Below are 15176 nucleotides of genomic sequence, written 5' to 3' on the forward strand. Positions count from 1 at the left end.
GTGCCTAAAGACATTGCCGCGATTGTTGAACGTGGCATGACCTGTTTAAATAATGAAAAATTCTGGGTTGTACCAGAGGCCACACGTGCCGTAGTATGGACTTTGCTTCCAGGTGCGGGAGATGGTAAACCTGATCCATATCAAACCTTAAAGCAGTCAATGCAGATTGGTGAAAATAAAGGGGTGCGTTTATCACACGCCTTATATGCAGTTGCTGCTCAAGCCAGTGGTGAAGATGCCAAAATCCGCGATGCACTCAAAGCCTTTTCTCATGCGCGCAGTGACGAAAAACCTGTAAATCCACAATTTAAATTGATTGATGCTATGGCGGGAAGCATGGTACAAGGAATTTCAGACCGTTACTGGACTGAACATACAGGTGTGCGTACTGGTGATCAGCAACGTTTCTGGGATGAGCAAGATAATTCATCTGAATTGGATGATTTATTTAATGAAGATACGGCAGCTCAATTGTAAAAATATCAAGATTGCCCAATTTCATATAGACAAGTATTTTAGGATTGGGCAATCCGTTTGCCGAAGCACATAACAAGAATAATTTGGAGGATGCGAGCGCCTATGCAATATTCATCTCAATTTCTCAGTCGAAAAATTGTGTTTATTGCGGCATGTATGTCGGTTTCGGCATGTTTGCAGATTTTTGCAGAGCATTTTATTTATTGGTCTACATATTTATTGGATGAATTCTGGCGCTTATGGACAGGGCATTGGGTGCATGTGGGCTGGATGCATTATTTACTCAATATGATCGCCTTTGCCTGTATCCCTTTTATTTTTCCGCATGCCAAAGTATGGCATTTTGTGGCGCTTTTGCTGCTACTACCGCCAGCGATTAGTCTGAGTTTCTATTACTTCCTTGCCGATATTGATGCCTATGCAGGACTTTCTGGGGTGTTGCATGGTGCTTATGTGGCGGTGGCATGTGTGCATTTGCTTTATAAAAAAGAACGTGGCTTTGCCACATTGGTCTTGCTGCTTATTTTATCTAAATTGATTTGGGAAAATACCGTGGGCAGTTTGGGTACAGCAGAATTAATCGGAAGTCCTGTATTGGTTGAGGCACATTTATTGGGAGTGATTTGGGGAATAATTTTTGCACTCGCTTATATTGTTTGGGCCTATTGCATTGATCCGTATTAAAATTACATCGAAGAGGACTCAAAAAAAAACTCACAATTGACCATTTTTACTTAAAAGAAAATCCATATTGTCATTTTAAAAATAACAACGTTCATTCACATTTAAACCGAATACAAAAATGCTCAATGGAAGATGGATATTCCGTTGAATAAGGACAGACAGAAATTCGAGAGTCTCGGTTTCTGTACAAAATAAAAACAGGAAAATATATGCACAATAACGGACAACGCAGGTCTGGCTTGGCTTTGCTCAGACATATATGGACAGAATGGATTTCTACATTCGTTATTTTGATCTTGTTGCTACTGACGCTCATTATTGGTACAGGTGAAATGATACATGGTCAGTTGTTGCGCATGGGTGAACGCCTATATGGTGACCCTGCAACGGGTATGCAGTATTCATTTTTGCGTGCCGAACCCACTGCACCTGACTGCGAACGCAACCCCGATATCGATGCGCAAGTTCATGCCCAAATGCAAGCCAATGCTGCTGATGAGTTTGCCGATATTTTTGGCACTGCCTCTGAGTCAGATGTCCGCGCTTCCATTTTGGCAGCCAAACAAATTTGTGAAGAAAAATTTCAATTTCATGATCAGGCGATTCAGCATATTCAAGCCCATCCAGGCTTGAAAATGTATCGAACCATTGAAACCTCTTTTTTTGGTATTTTTAAGTTTGGTACTGAAAATCGTGCCATTTTATTGGTGTTGATGGTGGTTTTTGCCGCGATCAGTGCCACTTTAAAAACCCATCACATTGGTTTACGTGGCCCTGCGACCAAAATTGATTTTAAGGTGTACTCGACTTTAATGGTGGTAGCGAATGGTTTCTTAACCTCGTCAAGTATCAGTCAATATCGTTCAGTACTCGATTCAGGCGTACCGATGAGTGGTGAAACGCAAATCATTTACTGGATGTGGATGATTCTGTTTGCAACCCTGACTTTAATTAGTTTATTCCAGCTCATTAAGCCACCTGCACCGACCCGTGAAGGCGGTAGTTTAGGTCTTGCTTTCCTGAGTGTGCCTCTGTATGCCTATATGGCAATTAGTACGGGTTTCTCCTTTACCTTCCTAATGGATTATCCAATGGGGCAAGGGATTTACCTAGGGCAGTTGATCGAATTCTCCAGTATTTTCTTGAACTTGGCATTGTTTATTTGGGCAGGGATGTTGCTTAAACAAACCCGAATTGTGGATTTGTTCCTGAATATTCTTCGACCGTGGAATTTGGCACCTGAAACCTTGACTTGGTTGATTTTGATTGCCGCAGCATTGCCAACAGCTTATACCGGTGCATCGGGGATTTTTGTCATTGCCGCAGGTGCGATCATTTATAAAGAGGTTTGGAATGCGGGTGGACGACGTCAGTTTGCATTAGCGGCAACTGCCATGTCGGGTTCAATGGGGGTGGTGCTTCGCCCTTGCCTATTGATTGTTGTAGTGGCATCGCTGAATAAAGAAGTCACAACGGACATGCTATATCACTATGGTTTGTATGTGTTCCTGCTGACTTCAACCCTGTTTTTAGTGATTTCGTTGTTCTTTGCTGAAAATAAATTCCGCATTGCTGCACCAAGAATAGCTGCGCCATTGTCCTTACGTGCTTTTGGCCCTGTAATGCCCTATATCCTTATTTTTGTGTTGATTTGGCTGTTCTATAAATATGCTTTAGACACCAATATGAATGAATTTACTGCACCTGTAATGATGCCAGTTATTTTATTGATGATGGTGCTGTTTGATAAATTGCGCCATGAACCTGCACCTATTCCAGCCATGGGGCAGTGGGATCAGACTTTAGATCACAAGCCTACAGCACAACAGATAACAGCTTCATCTGAGCGTTCATTATTGACCGCACCTGATTCACCATTGCGTCAATATGGTTTTTTCAAAGCACTGCATTTATCGACCAGTGAAACGGTGGGACATATTGGTGCATTGGTGATTTTGATGGCGCTTTCAGTCAGTGTGGGCGGCTATTTAGAACGCATTGAAATTATGGAAGCGTTTCCAACAGACATTAGCAGCATCTTTATTGTGATTAGCCTGATTGTTGCCCTGATGATTTTTGTGGGCATGATTATGGATCCATTCGGTGCGGTGATTCTAATTTCTGCAACGGTTGCGCCTGTGGCTTATCAATATGGGATTCATCCTGCACATTTCTGGATGATTACCCTAATTGGTTTTGAATTAGGCTATGTGACACCACCTGTAGCGCTGAATCATTTATTGGCAAGGCAGTCGATTGGAGATGAAGAAGTCGCTGCAGCCGATGCAGAAGTTCGGCATAAATCGTTCTATTATCGTTATGAGCGTTGGATTTTACCTATGATTGTGATGCTTCCTGCGATGTTGATTATTGCCTATGCACCGTATGCGTTTAAGCTATTCGGTTGGTATGAATAAGCACATGGATACTTAATCACAGTCATCTTATTATTTAACAACACCCTGTAGTTCACTATGGGGTGTTTTTTTAATAGGCTGATATGTAGGGAATATAAAGTGGAATTAAGAATGTGGTGAGTGGTGATTCAGGTGTTTTTGTAACAGTGGACTGCACAAAATAATGGCAAGCAAAATTAGGGCAAAGCCAATCAAACTAAATAAGTCTGGCGTTTCATGCCAAAAGCTAAAGCCCCAAATCCCCGCAAAAATAATCGCAATGTAATTTACAGGGCCAATTTGCCCTGCAGGGGCAAGACGGTAGGCATTGGACATAAAGATTTGACTGATATTGGCCAGCAATCCCGCGCCAATTAAAAAACTCAATTCTTTTAAGTTGTAGGGGCGCCATGACCAGAACATCGGTACAACAGAAATGAGTGTTCCAATCATGCAAAAATAAAACACAATACGTTCAGGCGGCTCGGTTTGAGTCAAAGCACGTACTGTAACAAAAGCCATTGCTGCTAAAAAACTGGCACTGAGTCCAATCGCGGACATACTATTAAACATACCTGCATCGGGTTTGGCGACAAACAACACGCCAAATAAACCAATGAACGCAGCCCATAGCATTGGTTTGGTGATTTTTTCTTTAAGGAATAGCCATGCAATTAAGGGGATAAAAATAGGCGACGAATAGGTAAAGACCATCGCATTGGACAGTTTCAGATTGGCAATTGCGTAGAAAAAACCATACATAGCAGTTAATCCGACCAGCGAACGCCAAGTGTGCATCCATAACTTTTCAGTTTTAAAAAAGCCCAAGCCTTTATTGAAAATGAGTGGGATAAAAATAAACAAACCAATAAAGTTACGGAAAAATACCACGGTGGCATTGTCTACCGTTTCAGAGGCGTAACGAACGCAGACCCCCATAAGTGAGAACAGAAAAGCAGAGCAGGTCAACAGCATAATTGCTTTGAGCAAATTTTGTTGGGTAGAACCAGAAGATGTCATACAAATAAAGCCAGAATAACCTCAGGCTATTCTAGCTTAAATTGGCTATAACTCTGACGCTTTATCTTATTTCAAAACGACTGATGTTAATTAAATGAGGCTTACTGTGCCAGTTGAGCTTCCAGGATTTTGATTTGCTCTTCTTTGAGTTTAATCAACTCATCGGAATCATTATGTTGCTGTTTTAATAAGGTATGTTGATCATATAGCTGATTTTGAATGTCATCTAATTTAGCCACTTCTTCTTTGGCAAGCGCTGGATTTTCAGGTACAGGTGCTTTAAGTAAATCTTCAGTCACCAACTGTTTTGGTGCTGCTTCATCATCTTGCAATGGCGTTGCTTCAACAGGCGCAGATTTCGTTGCAGGCGCCGTGGTTGGGGCAGTTTCTATAGGTGCAGTATTGTCGCTCTCACCCATCCATTGAAAGATAAACACGGAAATAATGACAACAATTAAGCCCCCAGCAATCGCCCACAGGAGCTTAGGGTTGTGTCGTTGATCTTCAGTCATGCGTTAAACCTTATTGTTTTATTTTGACTGACGTGGCTTAAACTGGATCACCCCAATTTCATCTGAAACCTCTGGGATTTCAGGTTCATCAATATGTGTTGGACGGTTTTCCGTATAATCACACTCGATGCATTCGATCCATTCAGCTTCGCCAGCGGTGAGCATGACAACCCGATCCATCGCCTGACATTGTGGACATTTTGCGCCTGCAATGAAACGACGTTTAATGGTCATCACGACTCCCCTAACTTCATCTAAAGTTCATAGTTTAAGCGTTTTTAACTGTGTTCGTCCAACCTTGATGACGTAATAGTGCGTCTATTTTTGGCTCGCGTCCGCGGAAATTGATAAATGCGTCAAGGGCTGAATCTTTTCCGCCAACTGCTAGAATAAACTGTCTAAACTGCTTACCCGTTTCGGTATTAAACAGCCCTTCATTTTCGAAGCGATCAAAGGCATCACTGGCCAAAACCTCTGCCCATTTGTATGAATAATATCCTGCAGCATAGCCGCCTGCGAAAATATGGCTGAAGCTGTGCTGGAAGCGGTTGTAGGTTGTAGTTGGTGCAACGGCATATTTTTCACGAATATCATCTAGCATGGCTTGAATCTGCTCGGCATTTAAAGCAGGATTGCTGCGGTGAATACTTAAGTCAAATAGAGCAAATTCAATTTGGCGTAGGCTTTGCATTCCCGATTGGAAGAAACGTGCATTTAACAGTGCTTTAAGCAGATGTTCAGGCAGAGTGTCTTGGGTTTCAATATGCGCACTCAGCATATCTAAACTGTCTTGATCCCAAGCCCAGAACTCCATGAATTGGCTTGGTAATTCCACCGCATCCCAAGCGACACCATGTGTACCTGCCACAGCAATATTATCCACTTCGGTCAGCAGGTGATGTAAGCCATGTCCAAACTCATGGAATAGGGTAATGACTTCATCATGCGTTAAAAGCGCGGGTTGATCAGCCACAGGTGGGGTAAAGTTACATACCATATAGCAAATGGGTTTTTGTAAACCTTGTGTCGATTGCATACGTGAACGGAAGCCACTCATCCACGCGCCGCCGCGTTTGCCGGTACGGGCATATAGATCAAAGTAAAAACCACCAATTACTTGACCTTGCTCTTCAAGTTCAAAATAACGTGCATCAGGATGCCAAACAGGGGCAGCGCGTTCAATAATATCGACATCGTATAAACGCTTAACGATGCTAAATAGACCTTCAACTACTTTTGGTGCAGGGAAATACGGCTTTAACATTTCTTGTGAAAGGTTAAATTGCTGTAATTTTAATTTTTCAGAATAGTAGCCTGTATCCCATGGTTGCAAGGTATCAATCCCATCTTGAGCTGCAATGGCTTTGAGTTCAGCAATTTCTTGTTCAGCAGGTGCTCGAGCATGTTCTGCTAGTTCACGCAGGAATTGATCGACTGCTTCGACACTGGGTGCCATTTTGCTAGCGAGGGATAATTCTGCATAGTTGTTAAAACCGAGCAATTGCGCCATTTCTTGACGTAAACGCAAGATTTCTTCCATGATCGGGGTGTTGTCAAATTCAGACTGGTCTGATTGATCAGATGCGCGGGTAGTGTATGCCTGATACAAGGTTTCACGTAAAGCACGATCATCGGCATAGGTCATAATCGCTAAATAAGCAGGAATATCCAGTGTTGCCACAGGTTGTTCTAACTCACGTTGCTGACCATATTGTTTCAGCAATTCAACGCTGCTTGGCGGTAAACCTTTGAGCTGATCTTCTGACAATACTTTGTAATAGGCTTGAGTAGCATCCAAGACATGATTGGAAAAATCCGATGACAGTTGCGATAAACGCGCTGAAATTTCAGCATAGCGTTTTTTGGCTTCGCCTTCTAAGGCCACGCCTGACAGTTTAAAGTCACGCAAGGCCAGTTGAATTGCACTTTGTTGTGCAGTAGGCAAATCTTTAAAGGTGTTGGCATCATGAATATGTTGATAAGTTTGATACAACACCCTGTGTTGACCAAGCTGAGTATAGTAGTCACTTAAACTTGGTAATAACGCCTGATACACTTCGCGGGTTTCAGTATTATTCATGACCGCATTTAAATGTGATAGCACGCCCCATGCTTCGCTCATATTATTTTCGAGCTGATCAATCTGTTCTAAAACATTTAATTGCGCCGTAACACTTTCAGGTACTGCAATCAGCTTATTTAAAAAGCTTTGTCCCTGCTGAATAGCATGCTCAATTTTTTGTTTTAAATCTGCCAGTGTAATTTGATCAAACTGTGGAACAGGTAAAGTTGCTTGCTGTAATTTCATTTTTTGAATGCCATCTAAATTTCTTTCATGATGAATAGATGTAGGGCTTTTGAGGGCTGAAATCAAGGCATAAGGGCAGATTTAGCTAATCAAGGTGATAACTTTGGCAGAAAACGCACGTTTGAGGCGATCCCCAAAAACAAAAAAGAGCCGTAGCTCTTTTTGAAGTAGTTGGAAAATAGCCGATGCTAGTCAAATTTAGACTTGGCATTGGCTTTTTTCTTTTTCTCTTTGGTCTTTTTCTTGGTTTTTTCTTTCGGTTTTATTTCCGACTTCGCTGAGGTTTTTTTACCATAAGAACTCGGTTTGTTTTTTTGCTTTTTCTTTGGCACAGGTTGCTCACCGTTTTCACTTAAAGTCGCCTTGCTTGGACGCTCAGAAAAAACTTCTTCAGTGGTTTCACGGCTGAACGGTTTTGCCACGCGCGGTGCACGCATACGAATAACACGACCTGCATGGGTGAGTTGCTGCATGAGTTGAAAATCAATTTTGCGATCTTCTAAATTCACAGCCGCTACTTTAATTTTGACTTCATCGCCTAAGCTAAAGGTTTGACCGCGACCTTGACCGACCAAACTTTGACTTGCTTGATCAAATACAAAGAAATCATCGCCTAACTGGCTGACATGAATCATGCCATCGACATAAAGGTCTTTGAGAGTAACAAATAGACCGAATTCTGCCACTGCAGAAATGATGCCCACAAATTCTTCACCTAAATGCTGCTGCATATAGTGGCATTTTAGCCATGTCGTGACAGAGCGCGAAGCTTCATCGGCACGACGTTCGGTTGCAGAATAATGCTCGCCTGCATCATCTAAAGCTGCGCCCGAAAGTGGTGATGGCTTGTGTTGTAAATGCGCTTTAATGGCACGGTGTAATAACAGGTCAGGGTAGCGGCGAATTGGTGAAGTGAAATGCGTGTAGGCATCATAAGCTAAACCAAAGTGTCCTGCATTGTTGGCACCATAATAGGCCTGCATCATGGAGCGTAATAACACCGCGTGAATACTTGGCGCATCAATACGATCTTTAGTGGCTTCAATCACCGCTTGATAGTCGGCCTGAGTTGGTTGTTCTGGGAAATGTAGCCCAAGTAATTTGACAAAATCACGGACTTTTTGAATACGTGAAAACTCAGGCGGTTCATGCACACGGTACAGCATCGGCACATCATGTTTGAGTGCATATTCTGCTGCTGCGACGTTGGCGAGCAACATACATTCTTCAATCAGTTTATGTGCATCGTTACGGGTGCGCGGCAAAATTTGCGTAATTCCACCTAACTCATCAAAGGTCATGTAGGTTTCAACTGTTTCAAACTCCATGGCATGACGTTCAGCACGTAAGCCTTTCAGCACTTGATACAGTTGGAACAGAGTATTTAATGATTTGCGCACCTCCCGATCTTCTGGAATTGCCGCACTATCACCCTCAAAATATTGTGCCACTTGGGTATAGGTTAAACGTGCTTTGGAATGCATGACCGATGGATAGAATTCAAAACCTGTGACCCGACCTGCGCGTGACAGTTTTAAATCGCAGACCATACATAAACGGTCAACCTGCGGATTGAGCGAACATAAGCCATTCGATAAAGCTTCAGGCAACATTGGCAATACAAAATGCGGGAAATACACCGAAGTCCCACGTTGCTGAGCTTCATGATCTAATGGTTTGCCTGGGCGGACATAATGGCTGACATCGGCAATGGCGACCACGACACGGTAGCCACCGCCTGGACGTTTTTCGGCGTACACCGCATCGTCAAAGTCGCGGGCATCTTCACCATCAATGGTGACTAAGGCTAAATCGCGTAAATCAACACGTCCTTCACGGTCTTGGGCAGTCGGTTCCTGAAAGCTTTCGGCTTCTTGAATGACCTCTTCAGGAAATTCATATGGCAGACCAAACTCTAAAATGGTTTGCGGGATAATAATTTCTGTATCGGCTTTGTCTGCCATCGACTGAATAATATGTCCTGTGCCGAATTCTTCACGGGTTGGATAGTCGTCAATGGCAATGCGCACAGAATCGCCCAATTTAACTTGGGCGTGTTCAATTAATTCTTTTTCAAGGGTAATGGGTTGATGGCTATTCGGCTGGGCAGGCTGAATAAAATATTCACCATCGTATTCTGACAATTTACCAATGATTTGTTTGACGCGACGCTGGGTGACTTCAGTAATAAAGCCCCATGCCTTGCCTTTACGATCTACCGAAGTCTGGCGGACTTTGACTTGATCGCCATTAAACACCAAACGTAGTTCACGTTCAGGCAATAAAATATCTTCATGACCTGCAATATTGGCTGTGCCTAAACCTTTACTGTTGATGTAAACCGTGGCGTCATGAGTCGGTTGTTCTGCAGCCAGCTGGAACTTGAATCCATCTTTCATGAGCTGACCATCACGCACCATGGCAATTAAACGATGGCTTAACGCATCAATACTTTTTTGATCTGCAATGGCAAAATGCTCGACCAAGTCTGCATGTGACTGTGCCGCTTGCAGTGTTTCAATGGTTTCTAAGATTAAGGTACGGCTTGGAATAGGATTTTCGTAACGTTCGGCTTCAGCTTTCGCTTCAGGATCGACCCAATTTTTCATCATGGAATAAACTTCATGTCAGAAGGTAGGTTTAGCATAAGTCATGTACGTGAAGACTGCACGTAAATGATTGCAATAATGTGTTTTCTGTCGTTATTTTACGATGTTTCTGGTTTTTGTGTAATGATTGCCAAAAGTTCGGGCGCAATTCTGGCAATGAATCCTGAAAATTGTTTAAAAAATATTTAATTGAGCAAAAATATGCAAAAATTGTGGTGTCTAAGCTTGCAGTGCTAGCACTTAATTTGTATTATGGCGGCACGTTACGGTGAGATGGGTGAGTGGCTGAAACCACGTCCCTGCTAAGGACGCATACGGGTAACTGTATCGAGGGTTCGAATCCCTCTCTCACCGCCACGCTTTACTTATGTCGCGCTCATAGCTCAGCTGGATAGAGCACTTGGCTACGAACTAAGGGGTCGGGAGTTCGAATCTCTCTGAGCGCACCAATAAGTAAACTGAACAGTAACGTATCGCCTAAATTGGCAAACAAGTAATGCGCTCATAGCTCAGCTGGATAGAGCACTTGGCTACGAACTAAGGGGTCGGGAGTTCGAATCTCTCTGAGCGCACCAACTTGAACAATCAACCGCTTAAATGCGGTTTTTTTGTGCCTGAATTTGCTGATATAGAGTGGGTATCTGCATTGACCCGAAGCCAAGCCTATGCAATAGTTGTATTGCGGTAAAACTTTTTTTAATCGTCCAATATCTGTGCATTTGATTGCAAAATAATGAATTAATACTTAACAGCCAGAAAAAAACACGTATAATGCACCCCATCAAGTCGTCGCGCTCATAGCTCAGCTGGATAGAGCACTTGGCTACGAACTAAGGGGTCGGGAGTTCGAATCTCTCTGAGCGCACCAACTTGAATTAAAAAAACCGCACTTTTGATGCGGTTTTTTTGCATCTACACTATCTAAAAATGATGAAATTTCTGTGTCAAAAGTATGACTATTGTTTTACACCTGGCTTTGAGCGAATAAACACGAAAAAAATAAGGAAAGTGCTCAATCTAGTGTAAGATTTAGCTCAATTTGAATGACTTGATGATGAGCTTATGTCTGACACGCAGCCAGCATTGTCTTTGCGCTATTTTTTAAATTTAGAAGAATCTCAAGACGGCTTTGCCCTTGCCACTTTTGGAAAAAAACAATTCACCCGTTTTATTACACCACTGATTAGTATGGCGATTATTGCTTGGGGCTTTTATTTGGGCTTCGATGGGGTAGGTCGCTATTATGTTGCGCTCGGTGCTTTCTTTTTAATCTTACAAACTCTAATGCGTTATTGGTTCTTGCCAATGATGTTTAAACGTCAGTTTGTAAAGTACCAATTTGGAAAAAGTGAACAAGGTATTGATTTATTTCAGGACTATGCCGAGCTGTATGCCAATGGTCGTAAACAGGTATTTCATTACAACGAGGTGCAAAATTTCGCTGTAGGTAAACTCACCTATATGCTGGAATTAAAAAATCGTACAGTGGTGATTGTGCCGAAACGTGCATTTAATCAGCCTGCAGAACAAACGGTTTTTGAAAATACCTTTAAAAAGTAAGTTTTAATTTTCCCAATTTACGAATTATTTGAGGATGATCATGAATACACGTCCATCTAAAATTGTCTGTGTCGGTCGCAGTTATGCAGACCATGCCAAAGAATTAGGTAATGCTGTACCTGATCGTCCTGTGTTATTTATTAAACCGCCAAGTAGTTTACGCAGTTTAAATGATGGGATTACGTGGAATAAAGTCTGGGGCAATTGTCATTATGAATGTGAGCTGAGTTTACGCATTGACCAAACCTTAAATTCAGGCACAGATCCTGCCAAAGTGTTGGATGCTGTAGGTGCTGTGACTTTGGGCTTGGATTTAACTTTGCGTGAATTGCAGGATGAACTCAAGAAAAAAGGGCAGCCATGGGAACGAGCCAAAGCATTTGATGGTTCTTGTGTGTTGGCAGACTGGGTGGATGTATCGGAAATTCAGAACTGGAAAAACGTGCAATATCGTTTGGACATTAATGACGGATTACGTCAGCAAGGCGATACGGGTTTATTGATTTTTGATATTGCGGCATTATTGATAGATATTAGTCAAGTGTTTAGTTTAGAACCTGGTGATGTGGTAATGACTGGGACACCTGCAGGGGTGGCAGCATTACAGTCGGGCGATCAATTGAAGATGACCTTACAAGGACGCACTCAGGCATTTGTTTGGACGACTTTTGTGAAATAAATAGCGGTGTAAACGGTGATGCCCCAAAAGATGAGTATCACCGTTTTATCATTGCTTTTAAATCCGAAGGTTATACTTTGATTAAATGCTGAAATTTACTGCGTAATTTATTCAGTTTCGGTGGAATAGAAAAATTGCAGTAGCCCTGATTTGGATTTTTGGCAAAAAAATTCTGATGATAGTCTTCCGCAGGGTAAAATTCAGGGGCTGCACTGAGTTCAGTCACAACATTCACACCTTCTGCTTGTAAGGCTGCAATCATCTCGGCTGCAGTTTGTTGTTGTGCAGCATCCAAATAATAAATCACAGAGCGATATTGTGTGCCGACATCATTGCCTTGACGGTTTAATGTGGTTGGGTCGTGTGTGGCAAAAAACACCTCAAGTAATTGTGAATAGCTGATCTGCTGTTCATCAAAATCAATCAAAATGACTTCTGCATGTCCGCTGTCGCCACGGCAAATATCTTCATAGCTTGGGTTTAAGGTATGTCCACCTGCATAACCGCTGGTGACTTTTTTTACGCCCTGCAATTGTAAAAATACAGCTTCGACACACCAGAAACATCCGCCACCAAACAATGCTTGTTGCATGATTTTGTCCTTATATTTTATCAAATCAACCATTTTAAGCCTATTTATGATTAGGCTTAGACATTAACGTACAGCCGTTGGTGTTTCAAATTGAATTAGTAAATTTCCATGACGATCTAGCAATTTTAGAGTTTTGCCATAGACCTGATAATGTGTCACTTTATTCAGGGCCTCATGAAATTTTTGATCTAAATTGTTGTTATTTAAGCAGGCCATTCGTGTGGTTGCCAATTGCCCCAATTGTAGGGTGTCACGTCCTGCGGCATAGCTAGCAGTGATTCGGTTACAACTATCTGAACCTGTGACTGTTTGTGTGGCGGCATCAAAGTTTAAATATGGCAAGTTTTGGCGGTTTGCTGCAGTATTTAACATGCTGTTGCCCAATTGCGTAGCAGTCCATGTACGTTGTACTAAATTAGCTTGATTGATTGCGGTAATTTGGCTGGTGCTCGTTTGAGTTGGCATATTTTCACATCCAGAGAAAAGCATGACTGAAGCAAATATTGCGACACCAAAAGATTTTTTAAACATGGAATGATCTCTAATTTTTTGAAATTGTTGCTATCTAAACAAATTATGCGCCGTGACTCTAGTTGAATTTGTATGTTTGCTGCAACTTTTCCAAGATATGGTGGTTTTCTATTTGAATGAATTGTATCTGGGCAAAATGACCAAAATAGGTCAAGGCAGCACTTTGTTTTGATCGGTTGGATGCGAGTAAGGCGTGCTGATTTTCGCTGAAGAATCGAGCTGTACCCCTTGTCGAATAAGTCTGGAAAAGTCCTGACTGTGGATATCTTTTAAGTTTTCCACACGTGGGTTAATGTGGGCGCGTTGATACCAAGTTTGCATATCCCAACGCTGATCCAGCGCATGCAAATCATATAAATAATTGGGTAAATAACCCGAAGCCAACAGGCGATAGTCTGCAGGGAAGCGTTTTTGTGTTACTGACTGAATCATATCAAACAACAATGTGGTGCAATTACTGGTCAAAGTGTTGTACCAACGTGGCTTAGCCGCCAAAGCATCGGCTTTACGCAGATATTCTTGAAATAAAGCCTGCACTTCTTGAGGATTCATTTGAATTGGGAAGAAATAAACTTGTTCACCCCGAATATTACTGCGAGTGTAAATGATATCTTTTTCATCGGCAGCAACAAGGCTCAACTCATATTTTCGAAAGAAGCCACCAATCGCAGAAAACTCTTCATGTCTTTCTTTGCGTATTTCAATGGAAAAAGTCAGAGGCGCTTGATCGGCAAAGTCAAAACTAACCAAGGTATGCGCAATTTTAGGCCCCATCCAGTATGAGGTGATGATATTCACTCCAGTAATCTGTTTCAGATTAAATTGGCGGGTTTCCCAGTGTTCGGTATAGCGACCATCGGCATGCCAGTCAAAATTGCGGACATTGTGCAGTGTGACCTGATCTTGTACTTGTTCATAATGCAGCATGCGAGCCACTTCAGGGTTCCAGTCTCGGTCTTGCTTGGCATCCATCCCAAAATACCAAAACAATCCTAAGGCAAAACCTAATAGGTAAACCAGAATATCCTGATTGCGACTCAGCAAATGCTGAGTGATATAGATGCCTAAAATGCTGAGCGTAAAGGCTAGCCAAGTTCCAATCAGCACACGGCTCATCAACCAACCCAAAGGTTGATGAATCCACAAGGCCATACTCAGCCAAATAGAAGAAAGAATGACACCTAAACTGAAGATGAAATGCAGCATCCGCCATTCCTGAGGCAAGTTAAATTCCGTTTAAGTTATGATAATCACAGATTGCCAAAGCTGTCAGCATTATTTTTGATAGCGGGCAAACTCAAAGACAATACCTGATTTTTCATCGACATGCTGTTCTGAGGTCACTTTTTTAAACTCGGCAGGAATGGCAGGATAATGTGCATCTCCCTGCACATCCAGCTCAATATGCGTCAGTTCCAGACGGTCAGTAAGCGGCATGGTTTGGCTAAAAATTTCACCACCGCCAATAATAAATAAAGTGTTTGGTTTTTCTGAGGCGTGTACATCGGCAACGGCTTGTTGCAGCGCATCTTCAATGCTGTGTGCGACTTTTGTGCCTTCAAATGCCCAGTTTGGGTCGCGGGTAATCACCCAATTGACACGTTTAGGGAGAGTGCGCCCCATTGATTCCAGTGTTTTGCGTCCCATAATCACCACGCCACCTTGGGTGATTTCTTTGAAGTGTTTTAAGTCTGCCGAAATATGCCACGGCAATTGGTTACCCTGACCAATGCAGCGTTGTTGATCCATAGCGACCACGTGTACAACTTCTAAATTTTGAAATGACATAATTCGGCTCGTATTTTCTT

13 protein-coding genes, 4 tRNA genes and 1 pseudogene are annotated in these 15176 nt (G+C 42.3%); 9 read left to right on the forward strand and 9 right to left on the reverse strand.

The window, feature by feature from the left end:
* From B2W49_RS02880 to B2W49_RS12150, 3 genes and pseudogenes are all read left to right on the forward strand, one after another.
* Positions 1–477 (forward strand): annotated as a pseudogene (locus B2W49_RS02880) (hypothetical protein); the annotation flags it as partial.
* A gap of 102 nt (positions 478–579) precedes the next feature.
* A complete protein-coding gene (gene rrtA, locus B2W49_RS02885) occupies positions 580–1161 on the forward strand; it encodes a rhombosortase (protein ID WP_291334280.1) in 582 nt (193 codons plus the stop codon).
* Between the two features lie 1043 nt (positions 1162–2204).
* The gene (locus B2W49_RS12150) at positions 2205–3578 is read left to right on the forward strand and encodes a TRAP transporter large permease subunit (RefSeq protein ID WP_414630575.1); all 1374 of its coding nucleotides are present in this window, start codon (positions 2205–2207) and stop codon (positions 3576–3578) included.
* 105 nt (positions 3579–3683) lie between these two features.
* Here B2W49_RS12150 and B2W49_RS02895 read toward each other — a convergent pair whose 3' ends face one another.
* The 5 genes from B2W49_RS02895 to rnr form a co-directional block, all read right to left on the reverse strand.
* Complete coding sequence (locus B2W49_RS02895; protein WP_291334282.1) at positions 3684–4577, reverse strand: DMT family transporter; 894 nt, start codon at positions 4575–4577, stop codon at positions 3684–3686.
* 101 nt (positions 4578–4678) lie between these two features.
* On the reverse strand, positions 4679–5089 hold the full coding sequence (locus B2W49_RS02900) for a hypothetical protein (RefSeq protein ID WP_291334283.1): 411 nt from the start codon (positions 5087–5089) through the stop codon (positions 4679–4681).
* An 18-nt stretch (positions 5090–5107) separates the two neighbouring features.
* Complete coding sequence (locus tag B2W49_RS02905) at positions 5108–5317, reverse strand: YheV family putative zinc ribbon protein (RefSeq protein ID WP_414630576.1); 210 nt, start codon at positions 5315–5317, stop codon at positions 5108–5110.
* A gap of 40 nt (positions 5318–5357) precedes the next feature.
* On the reverse strand, positions 5358–7397 hold the full coding sequence (locus B2W49_RS02910; RefSeq protein ID WP_291334285.1) for a M3 family metallopeptidase: 2040 nt from the start codon (positions 7395–7397) through the stop codon (positions 5358–5360).
* 188 nt (positions 7398–7585) lie between these two features.
* On the reverse strand, positions 7586–10009 hold the full coding sequence (gene rnr, locus B2W49_RS02915; RefSeq protein ID WP_291334286.1) for a ribonuclease R: 2424 nt from the start codon (positions 10007–10009) through the stop codon (positions 7586–7588).
* Positions 10010–10273: 264 nt separating this feature from the next.
* Here rnr and B2W49_RS02920 point away from each other — a divergent pair.
* The 6 genes from B2W49_RS02920 (at position 10274) to B2W49_RS02945 (ending at position 12245) form a co-directional block, all read left to right on the forward strand.
* Positions 10274–10363, forward strand: a tRNA-Ser gene (locus B2W49_RS02920).
* 15 nt (positions 10364–10378) lie between these two features.
* Positions 10379–10455, forward strand: a tRNA-Arg gene (locus B2W49_RS02925).
* Positions 10456–10504: 49 nt separating this feature from the next.
* Positions 10505–10581 (forward strand) — tRNA-Arg (locus B2W49_RS02930).
* Between the two features lie 216 nt (positions 10582–10797).
* Positions 10798–10874: transfer RNA gene (locus B2W49_RS02935), tRNA-Arg, on the forward strand.
* Between the two features lie 194 nt (positions 10875–11068).
* The gene (locus B2W49_RS02940) at positions 11069–11566 is read left to right on the forward strand and encodes a YcxB family protein (protein WP_291334287.1); all 498 of its coding nucleotides are present in this window, start codon (positions 11069–11071) and stop codon (positions 11564–11566) included.
* 40 nt (positions 11567–11606) lie between these two features.
* Positions 11607–12245 carry a fumarylacetoacetate hydrolase family protein gene (locus tag B2W49_RS02945; RefSeq protein WP_291334288.1) on the forward strand — a complete coding sequence of 213 codons (639 nt, stop codon included), beginning with the start codon at positions 11607–11609 and terminating at the stop codon, positions 12243–12245.
* A 70-nt stretch (positions 12246–12315) separates the two neighbouring features.
* Here the strand turns inward: B2W49_RS02945 and msrA are convergent, their stop codons facing one another.
* From msrA to B2W49_RS02965, 4 genes are all read right to left on the reverse strand, one after another.
* Positions 12316–12837 carry a peptide-methionine (S)-S-oxide reductase MsrA gene (gene msrA, locus B2W49_RS02950; protein ID WP_291334289.1) on the reverse strand — a complete coding sequence of 174 codons (522 nt, stop codon included), beginning with the start codon at positions 12835–12837 and terminating at the stop codon, positions 12316–12318.
* Positions 12838–12900: 63 nt separating this feature from the next.
* Positions 12901–13368 carry an META domain-containing protein gene (locus B2W49_RS02955; RefSeq protein ID WP_291334290.1) on the reverse strand — a complete coding sequence of 156 codons (468 nt, stop codon included), beginning with the start codon at positions 13366–13368 and terminating at the stop codon, positions 12901–12903.
* Between the two features lie 150 nt (positions 13369–13518).
* Positions 13519–14574, reverse strand: a complete 1056-nt coding sequence (locus tag B2W49_RS02960; protein ID WP_291334291.1) for a DUF4105 domain-containing protein — start codon at positions 14572–14574, stop codon at positions 13519–13521.
* 69 nt (positions 14575–14643) lie between these two features.
* Positions 14644–15156 carry a dihydrofolate reductase gene (locus tag B2W49_RS02965; protein WP_291334292.1) on the reverse strand — a complete coding sequence of 171 codons (513 nt, stop codon included), beginning with the start codon at positions 15154–15156 and terminating at the stop codon, positions 14644–14646.
* Positions 15157–15176: the final 20 nt, after the last annotated feature.

This window comes from Acinetobacter sp. UBA801, assembly GCA_002296655.1.
In the GTDB taxonomy this organism is placed as follows: Bacteria; Pseudomonadota; Gammaproteobacteria; order Pseudomonadales; family Moraxellaceae; genus Acinetobacter.